The organism is Bradyrhizobium pachyrhizi (assembly GCF_001189245.1).
Classification (GTDB): Bacteria; Pseudomonadota; Alphaproteobacteria; order Rhizobiales; family Xanthobacteraceae; genus Bradyrhizobium; species Bradyrhizobium pachyrhizi.
The window spans coordinates 4,200-21,657 of sequence record NZ_LFIQ01000105.1 but is presented as its reverse complement, the minus strand read 5'-3'; the positions used below and the strand labels follow the sequence as shown (position 1 = coordinate 21,657).

The following is a 17,458-nucleotide window of genomic DNA, read 5'->3' as shown; positions in this document are numbered from 1 at the left end:
TTTTCCGAAAAGATCATGCTCAAACAAAGAAATGAGATCATGATGCGTTTCCCTGGAAACGCATCATGATCTGACGCCAAAAATCAGGAGAGAAACGCCGTGACGACATCCGCTTCCGCCCCGCTTCCTGCTTCCGTCCTTGAAGCGTTGGCGCGCTACGACACGCCGACGATTTGCAACGCGATGGAGATCGTCGCGCCGGAGCGCCGTCTGATCGGCTACACCGTGAAGCCGCTGGTGTGCCCGTTCCCGACGCTGCCGCCGATGGTCGGCTACGCCCGCACCACGACGATCCGCTCGGTGCTGAAATCCGGTCTCTCGGCCGAGGAGCAGTCGAAGCGCCGCATCGAATATTACGAATATGTCGGCACCGGCTTTGGCCCGCGCATCTCTGTCATCCAGGACATCGACGGTCCCGACGTCGGCTACGGCGCATTCTGGGGCGAGGTGCAGAGCAACGTGCACAAGGCGCTCGGCTGCCTCGGCGTCATCACCGACGGCTCGATCCGCGACATCCCGCAATGGGCGCCGGGCTTCCAGGCGCTGGCCGGCTCGATCGGCCCGTCGCACGCCTGGGTGCATGCGGAGAGCTTTGGCGGCGAGGTCCGCGTCGCCGGCATGACGGTGCGTTCCGACGACCTGATCCACGCCGACAGCCACGGCGCGATCGTGATCCCCTATGAGGTCGCGGCGAAGCTGCCCGAGGCCGCCGAACTCTGCGGCCGCCGCGAGACCCCGATCCTGGACATCGCGCGCAGCAAGGAGTTCTCGCTCGAGAAGCTCAAGGACGCGCTGAAGCGTTCGGCGGAAATCCACTGAGGCAGCACGCGTTGTCGACTTGCAGAACGGCGGGCCGAACGGCCCGCCGTTTTGCTTTCGGTGTCAGACCGGAGCCACCTTCGCGATCTCGTTCGCTCCGCGAACCGTCATGTCGATGGCGACGTAGAGGATCACGGCGAGGCCGACATAGGCGATCCAGCGGTGGTTCTGCAGCAGCCGCGCGATGAAGGAGGCCGCCGCGCCCATCATCGCGATCGAGAGCGCGAGGCCGAACACCAGCACGATCGGCTGCTCGCGCGCCGCGCCCGCGACCGCCAGCACGTTGTCGAGCGACATCGAGACGTCGGCAACGATGATCTGCGTGGTGGCCTGCCACAGCGTCTTGCGCTGGCCCTTTGCGCCATCGGCATGTTCGGCAGTGGTCTCGTGCGCGTCGGCGCGCAGCTCGCGCCACATCTTCCAGCACACCCACAACAGCAGGATGCCGCCGGCCAGCAGCAGGCCGACGATCTGCATCAGCTGCGTAGTGACCAGGGCGAACATGATGCGCAGCAGTGTCGCGGCACCGATGCCGATCAGGATCGCCTTGCCGCGCTGCTTCTCCGGCAGGCCGGCCGCGGCAAGGCCGATCACGACGGCGTTGTCGCCGGCCAGCACGAGGTCGATGACGACGACTTGCAGCAATGCGCTGAGGGCGTCGAGTGAAAACAACTCGGGCGAAAATAGTTCGGACATGGGTCATGTTCCCCTTGAGGTCGGGGAGCGGACCCTTTCGACGAAACCGGTTCTTGCCGTCATGCGGACGGCAAATCCACCGCGACGCTTATCGCGTCACGGGTCGAAGCAGGGCCACTCCAACTGAGTTCCAGTCCGACATCGCAGCTTGTGGCTGCCAGAGGGGCCCGGCCTGGGATTACGGTCGTGACACCGGACGCATTGCTGCTTCTTCCTCGAAGAACAGCGCCGCCTGATCCGGTTCGCCGAGGATCGCCGCTGCGCACCCCATGAAGGTGAACGCGCCGGCAAAATCCCACAGCGTGAGGTTCGCCACGCTTGCGCGCACGTGGATCACGCGCGCCGCAATCGCGGCAATGGCTGCCTGGACGAACAACAACAGGCTGAGCACGGGCAGCACGAGTGCGGGCTCAACCAGACGGAGCGTCAGGACGATCGGCAGCGCGGTCAGCGCGCCGAACAACAGCAGCATGCCGAACGGCTCCAGAGAGGGAGTCTTTCGCAAGGTCCTGTCTGGAATGATCGAGGACATTCCGGTCCTTTACCGATCCTGATTTGTCGTTCACCTCGAGGATATCAGAACGCGATCTCCTTGACGCGCGACGCGGCGCCGCGCGACCGCCGGCCGCGCGACAAGATGTACGCATGCGGGTTCCGGAGAAGGCCCGAGCCCCGGGGTGATCTTGGACGCTATTTTGGCGCCGCCGGCGCCGTGGCATGCCATGGCAAAGTCCGCGCGGCGCCTTTATCTTTGCTGACAGCGCTGGGCGAACGATCGAAAGGCAATTTCGATGAATATGGCAGGCAAGACCGTGCTGATCACCGGTTCCACCGACGGCGTCGGCCGCTACGTCGCGATGAAGCTGGCGTCGGCCGGCGCCCGGGTCCTGATCCACGGCCGCGATACCAAGCGGGCGCAGACGCTCGCCGACGAGATCAAGCGCCTCAGCGGTCGCGAGCCGATGTTCTACCAGGCCGATCTGTCCTCCCTCGCCGAGGTCCGCGAGTTCGCCCAGCTGGTGCTCGACGACCAGGAACGCCTCGATGTGTTCGTCAGCAACGCCGGCATCGGTTCGCAAAACGAGGGGCCGGCGCGGCAGACCAGCAACGACGGCCACGAGCTGCGCTTCGCGGTCAACTATCTCGCCGGCTTCCTGCTCGTGCATCTGTTGCTGCCGCGGCTCAAGGCGAGCACGCCGGCGCGCATCGTCAATGTCGCGTCGCTCGGCCAGCACCCGATTGATTTCGGCGACGTGATGATCACGAAGAACTACAGCGGTGCGCGCGCCTATGCGCAGAGCAAGCTGTCGCAGATCATGTTCACCATCGACCTGGCCGCCGAGCTGGAAGGTTCCGGCGTAACCGTCAACTCGCTGCACCCTGCGACCTACATGAACACCACGATGGTGCGCGCCAGCGGCGCGACGCCGATCTCGACCGTCGAGCAGGGCGGTGATGCCATCCTGCGTCTGGTCCAGGACGACGATGTAGCAGGCCGGAGCGGGCTGTTCTTCGACGGCAAGCGGGAGGCCCGCGCCCATGCCCAGGCCTATGATTCCGAGGCGCGCAAGCGGCTCAAGGCGTTGAGCCTGACGCTCACCGGGCTGCGGGCTTCCTGATCCGGCGCGGCGCCGGCCTCCCTTGGATGCGACCTTGGGCGCGGATCGCCTCGAACAGGCGCTTGCAGGCGGCCGGAACGCCGCGATCCGGCACCGTTGCTATGCCGAGCAATAGACCCGGCTGCGCGCGCTTCGGTGAGACATACCAGGGCGAGAGCGGGGCGGGCGCCAGCCCGTGCGCGAGCAGTGCCCTGACGATCTCGACGTCGGCGGTCTTGTCCGGCAGCGTCAGCATGACGGCGAGGCCGGCAACCCGCACGTCGTTGCTCCAGCTCCGTAGCGCCGTCGTCAGCGCATCGCGGTTGTCGCAATAGGCCCGCTTGGTTCGCCTGAGATGGCGAATGTAGTGGCCGTCGCGCATGAACTCCGCGGTGGACAGCTGCACCGCCGGTCCGGGAGCGGGGGCCAGGCATGTCGCGACATCGGCGAACTGCGCCGCCAATGGCTCCGGCGCAACCAGGAAGCCGAGGCGAAGCGTCGGTGAGATGGTCTTGCTGAAGGAGCCGAGATGGATCACCCGGCCGGCGCCGTCGAGCGAGGCAAGCGCCGGCGCGGCGCGGCCGTCGAGCTGCAACTCGCCGAGATAGTCGTCCTCGATGATGAAGGCTCCGGTCTGGGCGGCCCAGTCGAGCAGCTGCGTGCGACGTTGCGGCGACAGCGGCGGGCCGAGCGGCGCCTGCTGGCCCGGCGTCACGATCGCGAGTGCCGCGTCGGGGGCGTGTTTGAGGCCGTGGTCGACATCGATGCCGTTGGCATCGACAGGGATCGGGACGACCTCCAGCCGGCCGAGCTCGAGGCCCTTTCGCGTCAATGGAAATCCCGGGTCTTCCATCCACACGCGGCGGCCTTCGAGGCCGAGCACGCGCAGCGCGAGGCCGAGCCCGCCGCCGAATCCCGAGGTGATGACGATTTGCGCGGGCGAGCATTCGAGCCCGCGCGCGATCGCGAGGTGCGCCGCGATCTCGCGTCTCAATTCGAGCTCGCCGCGCGGATCGATGGTGCGCGTCACCGCGCTCAATTCCGCCCGGACGGCGCGCGCGCGGATTCGCGCCAGCAGCTTGGCGGGGAGGCAATCCTGCGCGGGGACGCCCATCCGGAAGTGTCCCTGACCGCTCAGATCACGAAACATCTCCACGACCGAGCCGGGAGCGATCGGCGCATCGGGCTTGGCGGCTTTTCGCGGCCGTCTCGCGACGGTGGTGCCGTTGGCCTTCGACGACACGATGTGCTGGGCGTCCGATAGCTTGTCGTAGGCCGCGCGCACCGTGCCGCGCGCGACGCCGAGCTGCGCGGCGAGGTCGAGCCAGGAAGGCAGCCGGGCGCCCGGCACCAGCACGCCATTGTCGATCGCCGCTGCGATCGCCTTGCGGATCTGCTCGGAGAGCGGCGTCCTGGCCGAGCGGTCGAGCGCGATGGGAAGCGGGTTCGGCATGGCTCGTGGTACACCAATTCGGTTCATTCTTGGTGCTTCTTTTTGGCCATATGCGCCCGCATCTATCCGGTAGCAATGGAGGCACCAGATGAAGACCTTGATGACGACGCTGCTGGCCTGCGCCGTGCTTGCGACCCCCGCGTTGGCGCAATCGGTGACACCGAAGTTCGAGCACGCAATCACGAACATTCCCGGCAAGTCGCTGATCGCGGTGGAGGTGAACTTCCCACCCGGCGAGCTCTCGGCGCCGCACCATCACGCCAAATCGGCGTTTCTCTATGTCTACGTGCTCCAGGGTGCGATCGAGAGCCAACTGGAGGGCGAGGCCGCGCACATCTATCGGGCCGGCGACAGCTTCTTCGAGCCGCCCGGCGCGCATCACGTGCTCGGGCGCAACGCCAGCGCGACCGAACCGGCGAAGCTGCTTGCGGTGTTCGTCGTCGACAGCAACGACAAGGCGCTGACCGTGTTCGACAAGGAAGGACACAAGAAATGAGCGTGCGGATCGATTACAACAAGGTCGCGCCCGCGGGCATCAAGGCGCTCGGTGGCGTCTATGGCTACATCACGCAAAGCGGGCTTTCCGCGCAGCTCGTCGAACTGGTCTATCTGCGGATATCGCAGATCAACGGCTGCGCCTATTGCCTTGACTCGCATACCCGCAGCCTGCTGAAGATGGGCGTCAAGGTCGAGAAGCTTGCGGTGCTGCAGGTCTGGCGCGAGGCCGAGGCGCTGTTCGACGACGAGGAGCGCGCCGCGCTGGCCTGGGCCGAAACCGTCACCCGTGTGGCGGAGACCGCGATCCCGGACGACGCGTATGAAGCGGCGCGCGCCACCTTCAGCGAGAAGCAACTCGTCGACCTGACCATCGCGATCGGCCTGATGAACACCTACAACCGCATCGCCATCGGCTTCCGCAACCCGCCGCAGGCTGTGGTCGAGCATTCCGCTGCGGCGGCTTGATCTTGGCAGGATGGGTCAACTCCTCGACAGGAGCAACTCATTCTTTGCGGGCCGCATGCTCAGCAGCAGGAGTGCACCGGAGAGTAAGTACAGCGCCATGACGAAGTACATGCCATAGATGTTGTCGCCGGTGTTCCGCACGATGAACCCGGTGATCGACGGGCTTACCGCCGGACCGAGGTTTCCGAGGCTGGTGACGAGGGCAAGGCCGCCGGCCGCCGCGCCTGCTGAGAGGTACTCACTGGTCAAGGCATAGAAGAGCGGCGGCGCTGACACAAACCCGATGACGGCGAAGGAGAGAGCCAGGATCGAACCAACAAAAGTGCCGTGGAGCAACATGAGAAAGAACAAGCCGCCGGCGGCAATCGTGACGCAGGTCGCATAGTGCCAGCGGCGCTCATGCCGCTTGTCCGAGTGACGACCGATCAGTATCATGCAGACGATACCCGCAGCGTTGGCTACTGCGTGATAGACGCCGACCAGTAGCGGATCCTTTACTCCCCAGCTATGGATCAGGGTCGGCATCCAGAATACCATCGTGTAGTTGGCGCCCAGCAGACAAAAACAGGCCAGCGACAACAGGTAGACCTTCGGGTCTCGCAGCAGCTGCCGGAACGTCCCCGAGGTCGCCTTCACGATGTTCTCTTCGTCATGCTGTAAAGCATCGTCCAGCAGCGCCTTCTCCCCCTTCGAGAGCCAGCCGGCCTGGAACGGCTTGTCCTTGAGCAGGTAATACACGAGAACGCCGAGGATTGGCGCGGGCAGCCCCTGGATCAGAAACAGCCATTGCCAGCCGTAAAGACCGCTGACGCCGTCGAAATACTTCAGGATCGAACCACACAGCGGACCAGCGATGAACATCACAATGGGGGGCGCCGACGCAAGGATCGCGATGACCTGCCCGCGCCTCACCGACGGGTACCAATACGTCAAGTACAGCAGCACGCCCGGGGCGAAGCCGGCTTCAAAGACACCAAGAAAGAACCTCGCCGCATAGAACTGGAGCGGCGTCGATACGAACATCATGGCGGTCGCCGCCAATCCCCAGAGCACCATGATCCGCAACAGGGTCTTGCGCGCGCCGATCCTTTCCAGAAGAAGATTGCTGGGCACCTCAAACAGGAAATATCCGACGAAGAAGATGCCCGCGCCGAGCCCGTAGACTGCATCATCAAATGGCAGTGTCTGCTTCATCTGAAGCTGTGCAAAGCCGATATTGATGCGGTCGAGAAAGGCGACCATGCTGGCGATCAGTAGCAAAGGTATAAGGCGCCAGTCGACCTTGGCGAACACGGCCTTATACGCCGGGTTCTCCAATATGGGCGACGATGACTTGTTTGCAGCAGGCAGATGCATTCTTGTTCCTTCCAAAATATGCTTTTGCCTATGATGTCCTTCGAACCAGTCGCTGCTCCATTGCGCGGGAGTAATGGTCTGACCTCGAAAGCTCAGGTGACCGTTGCCTCGATGAGGCTGAGACGCCCGGCCGGATAGGTCGCGGTGTGAGTAAAGCCGGATTCGCGAAACAGCCAAGCGTACTGCTTTTCCGTTCTTTCGAGACCGCCAGGCCCGCGAAGCATGAGCAGATCGGTCAGCGTCTGTTCCCTGTGCGCATCGCTTACGCTCGGGAATTCCGGCATGATCCGTTCGATAAGCAGGAGCACGCCACCTCCGGGGAGCGCCCTTCGGCAGTTTGCGAGGATGACCATGCTGCGCTCATCGCTCCAATCGTGAATGATGTGCTTCATCACGATGGCATCCGCGATCGATGGAATCGTCTGAAAGAAATCGCCGGCCATGAATTCGACGCGGTCACTGAGCCCGCTGCGCCTCAGGTGGCCAGTCGCGGATTCGGCGCAGCGGGGAAGGTCGAAAATGGTCCCTCGGATGTGCGGATGTTGCTCGGCTATGGCGCCAACGAGTTCGCCGGAGCCGCCGCCGACATCCATGAGATGAGCGAACGCACCGAAGTCGTAGGCCCCCAGGATATCCGGAACCGCCAGACGGGTCCCCTCCATCATAGCCGCATTAAATATGCTGACCATCTCCGGATCGCACGCCATCAGATCAAAGCTGTTTTCGTGGCCAAGCAGTTGCGCGGCGGTCTTGCCGGTCATGATCGAGTCCAGCAGCCCGGTCCACGATTCGGTCAGAAACTGGCCTTCAAAGATCGTCCAGTTTTTGAGGGACTGGGTTGCGGCCCCGTCAAGGCAAGCCCCCAGTTCGGTCAATGCGTATTGCTCTTCAGCGACCGTGCAAATGCCTATGGTCGAAAGCGCGGTCAGCAGGCGGCGGAGCGCCTGCTTGTTCGCGCCGGTCGCCTCGACGAGTTCGCCAAGGGGCCGCGATCTATCGCGCAGGAGCTCAGCGATCCCCAGCTTCGCGGCGACATAGATGACCGCGGTCACGCGCTGCGACTGAATAAGGTGCAGCAATCTTACGGATGCGTGGATAGAGGACATCGATCACTCCCTCTCATGTTGCTCGTTGGTGCCGGGCCAACACTCCCGGGCAAACCTGCTCAGGCTCGAAAGCGGCGCGCTGTGCGGCATTGATTGGCCGATCCTGATCTCGGTGTCGATGACGCCGGGGCCGCATCGCCAGTCCGTCCCCGCAACCGGGGAAGGGTTGAAACCTGAAATACTTAGCGCAGTATGGATGACAGAACTGATCATGGAGGCCTGCCTGGCGCTGACCGCTTTTGGTGGATCGCTGCTCGGGACGGTTTTGCTATCCCGCGCCGCAAGATGATGCTGTACAATTGCTGCCAGGTCCCGAAACCTCGCCGATATTCTGCCGATATTTTCCGAAATGGCCCAACGAGGCGTTCTTGCTTAAGTCATCGCAGCCTTCGATTGTGATCGGTGACCGGACCTTGGATCTGGCTCGCGAATTTCTGCTCGACGGGCGCGGCGACATCGTGCCGTTGCGTCCTCAAGCCTGGGCGGTGCTGCGGCTCCTCGCGCAACGCGTCGGGCGCCTGGTGCATAAGGACGAGATATTGGATGAGGTCTGGTCGGACTGCGAGGTCACGGAAGACTCTCTTGTCCAGGCCATCGGCGACATCAGGGAGGCCTTGGGAGGGGCGGGCCGATTGGCCCTGAGAACCTTGCCTCGCCGCGGCTACATGCTGGTCGTGGATGGCGAGCAGGCCGACCGCCCCGCCTCTGCCAGCGTCACGACCTCGTCGATGCCGGACCACGCTGGAAAGCCAGCGGGTTCATCTTCGATCCCACACCTGTCCATTGTTGTTCTACCGTTCACAAATATTGGCGGAGATTTGGAGCAGGAATATTTCGTCGATGGCGTGACTCACAGTTTGACCACCGACCTGTCGCGGATCGCCGGCGCGTTCGTCATCGGCCGGGGCACCGCGTTCACGTTCAAGGGCAAGGCGGTGGACGTGAGGGAGATCGGTCGCGAATTGAATGTCCGTTACGCGCTGGAAGGGTCGGTGCAACGCGGCGGCAACCGCTTTCGCCTGAACGTTCAGTTGACTGACACGGAAACTGGAGCCCACGTGTGGGCCGAGCGCTTCGACAAGCCCGCTGCCGACTTGCTGGACATGCAGGATGAGATCGTATCCCGGCTCGCCAATACGTTGAACGCCGAGCTTATCAAGGCCGAAGCGCGACGGGCAGAACGGTTGCCCCAGCCGGACGCGATGGATCTCTATTTTCAGGGCAGGGCTGTCCTGAACAAAGGAATAGCGCCTGCGGTTATGGCGCGAGCAAGGGATTTCTTCATGCGCGCCCTCGCGCTTGATCCCGACAATATTGAAGCAGCCGTTGCCGCGGCTCACGTCGATTTTGCGATCGGTTCTTCCTCCATGGCCGATGACGGACCGGCATATTTCAGGGCCGCGGAGAATGCGCTGAATGGCGTGTTGTTGCGTGCGCCCAATCACCCCAGAGCCCACATGTTGCTCGGCGCGGTTCAAATTCGGACACACCGCGCTGCAAAGGGTATCGCTGAATGTCGCCAGGCGCTGGCGCTCGATCGGAATTTGGCCGATGCGTATGGGTTTATTGGCCTCGGGAAACATGCGCTGGGGCGTGGCGAGGAAGTCGAGGGGCATATTCAAGAGGCGTTACGACTGTCCCCTCGCGATACGCGTGCCTTTCTCTGGATCATGGTTGTCGGCATGGCCAAGTTGATGTCCTGCACCAATGCAGACCTCGAGGCGCTGGACTGGCTTCGCCGGAGCATTGAGGCTAATCCCAATTTTGCACTCGCTCACTTTCACTTGGCTGGCGCGTTGGCCATGATGGGAGACCTCGAGGAAGCACAATCCAGTGCCAAAGCCGGACTGGCACTTGATCCCAACTTCAGCATTCGTCGATACGACGTCAATGTCGTCTTCCTGTCCGACAATCCGGTATGGCTCGCCAAGCGTAAGCGTTTTTATGAGGGAATGCGCATGGCCGGCGTGCCGGAGAGCTAGTGCCGCGTTCGATCATCTACGTGAATGGGATAAAGCTGCGACGAGGAGCTACATTTGAGCTCCAGCAGCGGCGCGCCATACACGCGTCTTGGTCAGCGGCGGAGCACCACTCACGAACCCGGCTTGGCCTCGACAGGCTTCTGCGCGAACTGCGGGAATGTCTCGGCCACGACCGGTCCATCCAGCCGCCATGAATAGCAGCCGCCGACGAAGAACGGCGGCTCGGTGACGTCGCGCTGATGGTCGAGCGTGCCGCGGCCCTGCGGGTCCTTGCCCGAGGTAGCGGTCTGGAACAGCGTCGTCACCGCGGGACCCAGGAGCTCGGCGAGATGGGTGCAGGTCTCGAGCCTGCCGATCTTGCGACGGACCAGTTCGCGCCAGCCCTTGCCGATGCGTTCGCCGACCAAGCGCTGCAGGATGCCCTCGACGTCGAGGCAGGACGGGTAGGGCGTCGAGGCCATCGTGGTGCCGGTCTCGCGGATCGTAAAGCTGTCGTCGACCGCGAGCCGCAGGCGGATGTCGTGCACGGGATCGTCGGGCTGCTGCAGGCCGCGATGCTTGTCCTGTCGGGCATAGGGTTTGGTGTCGACCAGCCGCGCCTCGACTTCCCACAATCCGTCGTCGCGGAGATAGCCGAGACATTCGACGGAGCGGCGGTGCATCAGGCGGCGGGGCTTGCCGTCGGCATTGGTATCGGGTGCGGACATCGGAACTCGCTGGATTGAATCTCGAACCGATCCAATCGGCCGTGCGCTCCGATGTCAACGCTCGCGGTCGAATGGCGTCATGAGACGTCGTCATTCCGGGATGGCGCGTTAGCGCCAGACCCGGAATCTCGAGATTCCGGGTTCGATGCTTCGCATCGCCCCGGAACGACGGGGGTGACGTTGAGAGCCGTCCCTCAGCTCACGCGCCGTTCGCGGTTCTCCCAATACGGCTTGCGCAGCTCGCGCTTTAAAATCTTGCCGGCGCCGGAGAGCGGCAGCGGCGTCGCGGTGATGTCGACGCTGCGCGGGCATTTGTAGCCGGCGATCAGCACCTTGCAGTGCTCCATCAGCTCTTCCGGCGTGGCGCTGGCGCCGCTCTTCATCACCACGACGGCGTGAACCTGCTCGCCCCAGCGTTCGCTCGGGATCCCGATCACGGCGCATTGCGCCACCGCCGCGTGCTGGGCGAGCGCGTTCTCGACCTCGGCCGAATAGACGTTCTCGCCGCCGGAGATGATCATGTCCTTGACGCGGTCGACGACGTAGACGAAGCCGTCCTCGTCCATGTAGCCGCCGTCGCCGGTGTGCATCCAGCCGTCGATCACGGCGCGCGCGGTCTCCTCCGGCCGCTCCCAATAGCCCATCATCACCATGTCGCCGCGCACCGCGATCTCGCCGACGGTGCCCGTCGGCACGACCTTGTCCTCGGTATCGACGATCTTGACCTCGGCGCCGAGCGTCGCCCGGCCGGCGCCGCGATGCCGTCCCTTGGCGCGGCCGTCGCCGATATGTTCCTTCCAGTGCAGCAGGGTTGCGATCGGCGACAGCTCGGTCATGCCGTAGGCTTGCGTGAACTCGACATGAGGCAGCGCCTTCATGGCGCGCATCAGCACGGCGTCGCTGATCACGGAGGCGCCGTAGGAGATCCGCTTCAACGACGACAGGTCGTAATTGCCGAGCGTCGGGTGATCGACGAACATCTGGATCATGGTCGGCACCAGCAGCACGTCGGTGATGCGCTCCTTCTGCACGGCGGCCGCGACGCCGTCAGGCGTAAAGCCCTGGATCACGACGTTGGAGCCGCCCGACAGCAGCACCGAATACATCGCCGCGCCATTGGCGAGGTGGAACATCGGCGCCGCGTGCAGGTAGATCGTGCTGTTCGGCCACAGGCCTTCGCCAAGCGCGTTGAGCGCGTTGGCCATCAGATTGCCGTGGCTCAGCATCACGCCCTTGGAGCGGCCGGTGGTGCCGCCGGTGTAGAAGATGCCGGCAAGGTCGTCGCGGCTGCGCATCGCATCCGGAACAGGCGCGCTGCGCGCGATCAGCGTCTCGTAATTCTCCATGCCGGCGGGCGTCTCGCCCTCGTCGGCATAGACCAGCTGCAGGTTGGAGATGGCGCCTGCCAGCGCCGTGCCGACCGGCGCAAACGCCTTGTCGACGAACAGGATCGTTGCGCGGCAGTCGCGCAGTGCGTCCTCGTTCTCGATCGGAGACCAGCGGATGTTGAGCGGCACGATCACGGCGCCGGCCCAGCCGACGGCGAGGTAGAGCTCGAGATAGCGGTCGGAGTTCAACGACAGGATCGCGACGCGGTCGCCGTCCTGGGCGCCGAGGCCGCGGATCGCGGCGGCGAGGCGGGCGACGCGGTCGCCGACCTCGCGCCAGTTGCACCGCCGCTCACCGCAGACGACTGCGAGCCCGTTTGGATTGACCTGCAGCGCGCGCCGCAGTCCGTGTGTGATGTTCACTCGTCTCCTCCCTTGATGCGTTTCCCTTGCGAGGCGGTTTGTCCGCCTTCTCGAGCGCCGTTGTTTTGCGCGTTGATGTCGTTTGCGTTGTTGTTTTGGCGATGCCTTCGGTGAGACGGATCGCGAATTCCTCGGCGACGGCACGTCCGCTCAGCTCGCCGCCCGGCTGGAACCAGTGTCCGATCCAGTTCAGCGAGCCGGCGATCGCGAAAGCCGCGAGCTTCGGGTCGCAGGGTTTCACCGAACCGTCCGCGACGCCCTGTGCGATATAGTCGCGGAAGGCGCGGTCGATCCGCCGCTTCGCGGTCTGCACGATCTTGCGGTTGTCCTCGCTGAGATCGCGGATGTCGAAGCGGACCAGGCTCTTGCCGTAGTCCGCGGTCATCAGCTCGGCATAGCGGACGGTGAGCTTGCGCAGCTTGTAGAGCCCCGAGCCGCCGCCTGCTGACGTTTCGGCAATGCATTCGTCGACCAGCTCATTGCCGATCGACCAGCACTCGTACAGGATCTCGTCTTTGCCGCGGAAGTAGTTGTAGAGCGCCGGCTTGGTGATGTTGAGCCGCTTGGCGACGTCGTTCAGCGTGGCGCGGTGATAGCCCTGTTCGAGGAATAGGGCGACGGCCGTGCGCAGCACCGCCTCGCGCTTCTCGTCGCGGGCGCGGCGCCGGCTCTCGAACGGCAGCCAGGGCGACTCGTTGCTGGAAGAGGGGGAGTGGGCGTCCATCGCGTCGGCTGTTGTCGCATTGACTCCGGAAGATCGCCCGTATATTACCCATGGGTAATGAATAGTCCAGTGGGTAATTTCCGGGAGGACACGCGATGACGTCACGCACCTATGTTGCCGGGGTCGGCATGATCCCGTTCGTCAAGCCCGGCGCCAATGCGCCGTATCACGTGATGGGCGCCGAGGCGGCGAAGCTGGCGCTCGCTGACGCCGGCCTCGATTACGGTGGTGTGCAGCAGGCCTATGTCGGCTATGTCTATGGCGACTCCACCTGCGGGCAGCGCGCGCTCTATCCGGTCGGCATGACCGGCATCCCGATTGTTAACGTCAACAACAACTGCTCGACCGGCTCGACCGCGCTGTTCCTGGCGCGGCAGGCGATCGAGTCAGGCGCGGCCGATTGCGTGATGGCGCTCGGCTTCGAGCAGATGAAGCCCGGCGCGCTCGGGGCCGTATTCACCGACCGTCCCAGTGCGTTCGACGATTTCGACGCCGCGGCCGACAAGCTGGTCGACGCGCCCGGCGTGCCGCTGGCGCTGCGCTATTTCGGCGGCGCCGGCCTCAGCCACATGAAGAAATACGGCACGCCGCTCTCCGCCTTTGCAAAGGTGCGCGCCAAGGCGAGCCGGCATGCCAAGAACAATCCGCTGGCGCTGTTCCGCAAAGAGGTTACCGCCGACGACGTGATGAACGACCAGGTGATCTGGCCCGGCGTGATGACGCGGCTGATGGCGTGCCCGCCGACCTGCGGCGGCGCCGCCGCGATCCTGGTCTCGGAGAAATTCGCCGACCAGCACGGCCTCAACAAGCAGGTCCGCATCGCGGCGCAGGCGATGACCACGGATACGCCGTCGACCTTCGGTGCGTCCGACATGATGCAGGTGGTCGGCTATGACATGGCGCGGGATGCCGCCAAAAAGGTCTACGAGGCTGCCGGTATCGGGCCTGATGATCTCGACGTCGTCGAGCTGCACGACTGCTTCGCCCACAACGAGCTGATCACCTATGAAGGGCTCGGCCTGTGCGGCGAGGGCGAGGCCACGAAATTCATCGACGACGGCGACAACTCCTATGGCGGCAGGATCGTCACCAACCCGTCCGGCGGGCTGCTGTCGAAGGGCCATCCGCTCGGTGCCACCGGGCTTGCGCAGTGCTATGAGCTGACGCGGCAGCTGCGCGGCACCGCCGCGGCGACGCAGGTGGAGGGCGCGCGGATCGGCTTGCAGCACAATCTCGGCCTCGGCGGCGCCTGCGTCGTGACGCTCTACGAACGCGCCTGAGGTCGTCATGATCGATCAATCCGCTGTCGGGCGTACATTTACGCCCGTGACCGCGCGCGTCGAGCCGGGGCGGCTGCGCTTCTTCCTCGATACGCTCGGCGAGACGAACGCGATCTATCGCGACGAGGCAACCGCGCAGGCGGCCGGCTTCACGGCAGCGCCAGTGCCGCCGACCTATCTGTTCTGCCTCGAGATGATGGATGCACCTGACCCGTTCGAGTTCCTGACCGCGCTCGACATTGACTTGGCACGCGTGCTGCACGGCGAGCAGCGCTTCGACTATCACGCGCCCGTCATGGTCGGCGACACCCTGACCTTCCGCCCGCGCGTCACTGGCGTGACCGACAAGAAGGGCGGGGCGATGACGCTGATCGTGGTCGACACCCCGGTCACCAACCAGCACGGCGTCCATGTCGCCGATGTCTCGCGCACTGTCGTGGTGCGCAATGCGAGGCCGTCATGAGCGCCCGCGTTCCATCGGTCGGCGACATCATCGTCCACAAGGAGTTTCCGCCGATCACCCGCCATCGCCTCGCGTTGTATTGCGGCGCCTCGGGCGATCACAATCCGATCCATGTCGACATCGACTTCGCGAAGGCGGCCGGCTTCCCCGACGTGTTCGCGCACGGCATGCTGGTGATGGGCTATCTCGGCCAGGCGCTGACCGACGCGGTGGCGCCGTCGCGCATCCGCTCGTTCTCGACCCGCTTTGCCGCGATCACCCAGCTCGGCGCGAAGCTGACCTGCGAGGGCACGGTGACTGAGCTGATCGAGCAGGGCGGTGAGAAGCGCGCAAAACTCGCCCTGACCACCAGGGATCAGAACGGCGAAGTAAAGCTCGCCGGGGAAGCCATTATCGCGCTTTAGCGAGAAGGTCTCGTCAAGCAGGGACTCGTGCGACCTCCCCCGCAAGTGGGAGAGGTGAAGAAAACAAGATCTCGTCCAAGGGAGGAACCATGTCGAAACTGCAAGGTAAAGTCGCGCTCGTCTCAGGCTCCGGCCGCGGCATCGGGCGCGCGATTGCGTTGAAGCTCGCCAGCGAGGGCGCGCGTGTCGTGGTCAATGATCTCGATGCCGAGCCGGGCGATGCAGTCGTCGCCGAGATCAGAGCCATGGGCGGCGAGGCGATCGCGGTCAATGGCAGCGTGACCGGAGCCGGCTTTGCCGATCGCTTCGTCGGCGCTGCGTTCGAGCAGTTCGGCGGTCTCGACATCATCGTCAACAATGCCGGCTACACCTGGGACTCGACGATCCAGAAGATGACCGACGAGCAGTTCCAGGCGATGCTCGACGTCCATCTGATCGCGCCGTTCCGCATCATGCGCGCGGCGTCGGAGCCGATCCGGGTGATGGCGAAAAGGGAGGCCGAGGCGGGCCGCGAGGTGTTCCGCAAGGTCGTCAACATCTCCTCGATCGCGGGCCTCTACGGCAATGCCGGGCAGGCGAGCTATTCGTCCGCCAAAGCCTCGCTGATCGGGCTGACGCGCACGATGTGCAAGGAGTGGGGCCGCTACAAGGTCAACGTCAATTGCGTGGCGTTCGGCCTGATCAACACCCGCCTGACCCAGCCGATCGAGACCCAGCAGAAAACCATCGACGTCGCCGGCCGCGACATCAAGGTCGGCGTCCAGCCGCAGATGCTGGAGGCGATGGGACGCATGATCCCGCTCGGCCGCGGCGGCACGCCGGAGGAGGCGGCTGACGCGGTCTATCTGTTCTGCGCTCCGGAATCGAATTACATCAGCGGTCAGGTGATCGTCGCCGGCGGCGGTCTCTTGATCTGACGAGAGCGTTTTCAAGCGAAGTGGGTACCGGTTCACGTCAAGAAAACGCGTCAAGAAAGAATGCGTAGCGAGGATATCATGCATTACCGATCGTCCTGGATGACCGAGGAGCTGGACACCTTCCGTGACCAGTTCCGCAAATTCCTCGCCAAGGACCTGGCGCCGCACGCTGAAAAATGGCGCGAGCAGAAGCTGGTCGACCGCTCGGCCTGGCGCGCGCTCGGCGAGATGGGCGCGTTGCTGCCGAGCGTGCCCGAGGCCTATGGCGGCTTAGGGGCCACCTTTGCCTATGACGCCGCCGTGCTCGATGACCTCGAGAGCACGGTGCCGGAGCTGACCACCGGCGTCTCCGTGCACAGCGCGATCGTGGCGCATTACATCGTCAACTATGGCTCGGAGGAGCAGAAGAAGCGCTGGCTGCCGAAGATGGCGTCGGGCGAGATGGTCGGTGCCATCGCGATGACCGAGCCCGGCACCGGCTCCGATCTGCAGGCCGTCAAGACCACGGCGAAGAAGCAGGGCAATTCCTACGTCATCAACGGCCAGAAGACTTTCATCACCAACGGCCAGGCCGCCGATCTCGTGATCGTGGTCGCGCGCACCGGAGCTCCGGGCGCCAAGGGCATCTCGCTGATCGTGGTGGAGACCGCGGGCGTCGAGGGCTACCGCCGCGGCGCAACCTCGACAAGATCGGGCTGCACGCGTCCGACACGTCGGAGCTCTTCTTCGACAACGTCACGGTGCCGCCGGAGAACGTGCTCGGAGCCGAGGAGGGCAACGGCTTCGCGCAGCTGATGCAGCAATTGCCGCAGGAGCGGCTGTCGCTCGCGATCGGCGCGGTGGCCTCGATGGAGCGCGCGGTCAGGATCACCGCCGAGTACACCAAGGAACGCACCGCGTTCGGCAAACCGCTGCTCGAATTTCAGAACACCGCCTTCAAGCTCGCCGAGCGCAAGACCGAGGCGATGATCGCCCGCGTGTTCGTCGACTGGTGCGTCGAGCGCCTGGTCGCCGGCGACCTCGACACCGTGACGGCGTCGATGGCGAAATGGTGGTGCTCGCAGAAGCAGGTCGAGACCGCCGACGAATGCCTGCAGCTGCATGGCGGCTACGGCTACATGCAGGAATATCCGATCTCGCGCATGTTCATCGATTCCCGCATCCAGAAGATTTATGGCGGCACCAACGAGATCATGAAGCTCCTGATCGCGCGTTCGCTGTAGGCGGGCGCGTCCTTGG

At 64.3% G+C, this 17,458-nt stretch carries 18 protein-coding genes and 1 pseudogene; 11 read left to right on the top strand and 8 right to left on the bottom strand.

The window, feature by feature from the left end; all coding sequences use genetic code 11:
• Window positions 1-99 precede the first annotated feature (99 nt).
• Complete coding sequence (locus AKL29_RS26150) at window positions 100-819, top strand: RraA family protein (protein ID WP_028334264.1); 720 nt, start codon at window positions 100-102, stop codon at window positions 817-819.
• Between the two features lie 63 nt (window positions 820-882).
• Here AKL29_RS26150 and AKL29_RS26145 read toward each other — a convergent pair whose 3' ends face one another.
• Both AKL29_RS26145 and AKL29_RS26140 read right to left on the bottom strand, forming a co-directional pair.
• Window positions 883-1,515, bottom strand: a complete 633-nt coding sequence (locus tag AKL29_RS26145) for a TerC family protein (RefSeq protein WP_028334265.1) — start codon at window positions 1,513-1,515, stop codon at window positions 883-885.
• Window positions 1,516-1,693: 178 nt separating this feature from the next.
• A complete protein-coding gene (locus tag AKL29_RS26140; protein WP_028334266.1) occupies window positions 1,694-1,987 on the bottom strand; it encodes a hypothetical protein in 294 nt (97 codons plus the stop codon).
• A gap of 319 nt (window positions 1,988-2,306) precedes the next feature.
• Between AKL29_RS26140 and AKL29_RS26135 the strand changes: the two genes are divergently transcribed.
• The gene (locus tag AKL29_RS26135) at window positions 2,307-3,134 is read left to right on the top strand and encodes an SDR family NAD(P)-dependent oxidoreductase (RefSeq protein WP_050386150.1); all 828 of its coding nucleotides are present in this window, start codon (window positions 2,307-2,309) and stop codon (window positions 3,132-3,134) included.
• Here the strand turns inward: AKL29_RS26135 and pdxR are convergent.
• A complete protein-coding gene (pdxR, locus tag AKL29_RS26130; protein ID WP_050386149.1) occupies window positions 3,112-4,566 on the bottom strand; it encodes a MocR-like pyridoxine biosynthesis transcription factor PdxR in 1,455 nt (484 codons plus the stop codon). The two genes, AKL29_RS26135 and pdxR, sit on opposite strands and share 23 nt — an antisense overlap.
• 88 nt (window positions 4,567-4,654) lie before the next feature.
• Between pdxR and AKL29_RS26125 the strand changes: the two genes are divergently transcribed.
• Both AKL29_RS26125 and AKL29_RS26120 read left to right on the top strand, forming a co-directional pair.
• Complete coding sequence (locus AKL29_RS26125; protein ID WP_050386148.1) at window positions 4,655-5,062, top strand: cupin domain-containing protein; 408 nt, start codon at window positions 4,655-4,657, stop codon at window positions 5,060-5,062.
• The gene (locus AKL29_RS26120; RefSeq protein ID WP_050386147.1) at window positions 5,059-5,529 is read left to right on the top strand and encodes a carboxymuconolactone decarboxylase family protein; all 471 of its coding nucleotides are present in this window, start codon (window positions 5,059-5,061) and stop codon (window positions 5,527-5,529) included. The genes AKL29_RS26125 and AKL29_RS26120 overlap by 4 nt, the downstream gene beginning before the upstream one ends.
• Before the next feature lie 15 nt (window positions 5,530-5,544).
• Here AKL29_RS26120 and AKL29_RS26115 read toward each other — a convergent pair whose 3' ends face one another.
• Window positions 5,545-6,885 (bottom strand): MFS transporter, encoded by a 1,341-nt coding sequence (locus AKL29_RS26115; RefSeq protein ID WP_028334271.1) that lies wholly within the window; start codon window positions 6,883-6,885, stop codon window positions 5,545-5,547.
• A gap of 92 nt (window positions 6,886-6,977) precedes the next feature.
• A complete protein-coding gene (locus AKL29_RS26110; protein ID WP_028334272.1) occupies window positions 6,978-7,991 on the bottom strand; it encodes a methyltransferase in 1,014 nt (337 codons plus the stop codon).
• Between the two features lie 28 nt (window positions 7,992-8,019).
• Between AKL29_RS26110 and AKL29_RS26105 the strand changes: the two genes are divergently transcribed.
• Window positions 8,020-8,280: a hypothetical protein gene (locus AKL29_RS26105; protein WP_152977777.1), complete on the top strand. Its 261-nt coding sequence runs from the start codon at window positions 8,020-8,022 to the stop codon at window positions 8,278-8,280.
• Between the two features lie 79 nt (window positions 8,281-8,359).
• The gene (locus tag AKL29_RS26100; protein ID WP_244482424.1) at window positions 8,360-9,973 is read left to right on the top strand and encodes a winged helix-turn-helix domain-containing tetratricopeptide repeat protein; all 1,614 of its coding nucleotides are present in this window, start codon (window positions 8,360-8,362) and stop codon (window positions 9,971-9,973) included.
• Between the two features lie 110 nt (window positions 9,974-10,083).
• Here the strand turns inward: AKL29_RS26100 and AKL29_RS26095 are convergent, their stop codons facing one another.
• From AKL29_RS26095 to AKL29_RS26085, 3 genes are all read right to left on the bottom strand, one after another.
• Window positions 10,084-10,680, bottom strand: a complete 597-nt coding sequence (locus AKL29_RS26095) for a DUF2889 domain-containing protein (protein WP_050386145.1) — start codon at window positions 10,678-10,680, stop codon at window positions 10,084-10,086.
• Window positions 10,681-10,874: 194 nt separating this feature from the next.
• Window positions 10,875-12,431 (bottom strand): acyl-CoA synthetase, encoded by a 1,557-nt coding sequence (locus tag AKL29_RS26090; RefSeq protein WP_050386144.1) that lies wholly within the window; start codon window positions 12,429-12,431, stop codon window positions 10,875-10,877.
• Window positions 12,361-13,155 (bottom strand): TetR/AcrR family transcriptional regulator, encoded by a 795-nt coding sequence (locus AKL29_RS26085; protein ID WP_050386143.1) that lies wholly within the window; start codon window positions 13,153-13,155, stop codon window positions 12,361-12,363. Before AKL29_RS26085 ends, AKL29_RS26090 begins: the two co-directional genes overlap by 71 nt.
• A 95-nt stretch (window positions 13,156-13,250) precedes the next feature.
• Here AKL29_RS26085 and AKL29_RS26080 point away from each other — a divergent pair, with 95 nt between their 5' ends.
• From AKL29_RS26080 to AKL29_RS26060, 5 genes and pseudogenes are all read left to right on the top strand, one after another.
• Entirely contained in the window at window positions 13,251-14,435 is a 1,185-nt protein-coding gene (locus AKL29_RS26080) for a lipid-transfer protein (RefSeq protein ID WP_050386142.1), read from the top strand.
• A 7-nt stretch (window positions 14,436-14,442) separates the two neighbouring features.
• A complete protein-coding gene (locus AKL29_RS26075) occupies window positions 14,443-14,898 on the top strand; it encodes a MaoC family dehydratase N-terminal domain-containing protein (protein WP_050386141.1) in 456 nt (151 codons plus the stop codon).
• Window positions 14,895-15,302 (top strand): MaoC family dehydratase, encoded by a 408-nt coding sequence (locus AKL29_RS26070; RefSeq protein WP_050386140.1) that lies wholly within the window; start codon window positions 14,895-14,897, stop codon window positions 15,300-15,302. Before AKL29_RS26075 ends, AKL29_RS26070 begins: the two co-directional genes overlap by 4 nt.
• 89 nt (window positions 15,303-15,391) lie before the next feature.
• The gene (locus AKL29_RS26065) at window positions 15,392-16,219 is read left to right on the top strand and encodes an SDR family NAD(P)-dependent oxidoreductase (RefSeq protein ID WP_050386139.1); all 828 of its coding nucleotides are present in this window, start codon (window positions 15,392-15,394) and stop codon (window positions 16,217-16,219) included.
• Between the two features lie 78 nt (window positions 16,220-16,297).
• A pseudogene (locus AKL29_RS26060) lies at window positions 16,298-17,442 on the top strand (acyl-CoA dehydrogenase family protein).
• Window positions 17,443-17,458 lie beyond the last annotated feature (16 nt).

Bases quoted from the DNA above. Each gene is read 5' to 3' on its own strand.
- AKL29_RS26095 (WP_050386145.1), bottom strand. From the start codon at position 10,680: ATGTCCGCACCCGATACCAATGCCGACGGCAAGCCCCGCCGCCTGATG.
- AKL29_RS26070 (WP_050386140.1), top strand. From the start codon at position 14,895: ATGAGCGCCCGCGTTCCATCGGTCGGCGACATCATCGTCCACAAGGAG.
- AKL29_RS26080 (WP_050386142.1), top strand. From the start codon at position 13,251: ATGACGTCACGCACCTATGTTGCCGGGGTCGGCATGATCCCGTTCGTC.
- AKL29_RS26115 (WP_028334271.1), bottom strand. From the start codon at position 6,885: ATGCATCTGCCTGCTGCAAACAAGTCATCGTCGCCCATATTGGAGAAC.
- AKL29_RS26145 (WP_028334265.1), bottom strand. From the start codon at position 1,515: ATGTCCGAACTATTTTCGCCCGAGTTGTTTTCACTCGACGCCCTCAGC.
- pdxR (WP_050386149.1), bottom strand. From the start codon at position 4,566: ATGCCGAACCCGCTTCCCATCGCGCTCGACCGCTCGGCCAGGACGCCG.
- AKL29_RS26140 (WP_028334266.1), bottom strand. From the start codon at position 1,987: ATGCTGCTGTTGTTCGGCGCGCTGACCGCGCTGCCGATCGTCCTGACG.
- AKL29_RS26085 (WP_050386143.1), bottom strand. From the start codon at position 13,155: ATGGACGCCCACTCCCCCTCTTCCAGCAACGAGTCGCCCTGGCTGCCG.
- AKL29_RS26120 (WP_050386147.1), top strand. From the start codon at position 5,059: ATGAGCGTGCGGATCGATTACAACAAGGTCGCGCCCGCGGGCATCAAG.
- AKL29_RS26125 (WP_050386148.1), top strand. From the start codon at position 4,655: ATGAAGACCTTGATGACGACGCTGCTGGCCTGCGCCGTGCTTGCGACC.
- AKL29_RS26075 (WP_050386141.1), top strand. From the start codon at position 14,443: ATGATCGATCAATCCGCTGTCGGGCGTACATTTACGCCCGTGACCGCG.
- AKL29_RS26065 (WP_050386139.1), top strand. From the start codon at position 15,392: ATGTCGAAACTGCAAGGTAAAGTCGCGCTCGTCTCAGGCTCCGGCCGC.
- AKL29_RS26135 (WP_050386150.1), top strand. From the start codon at position 2,307: ATGAATATGGCAGGCAAGACCGTGCTGATCACCGGTTCCACCGACGGC.
- AKL29_RS26110 (WP_028334272.1), bottom strand. From the start codon at position 7,991: ATGTCCTCTATCCACGCATCCGTAAGATTGCTGCACCTTATTCAGTCG.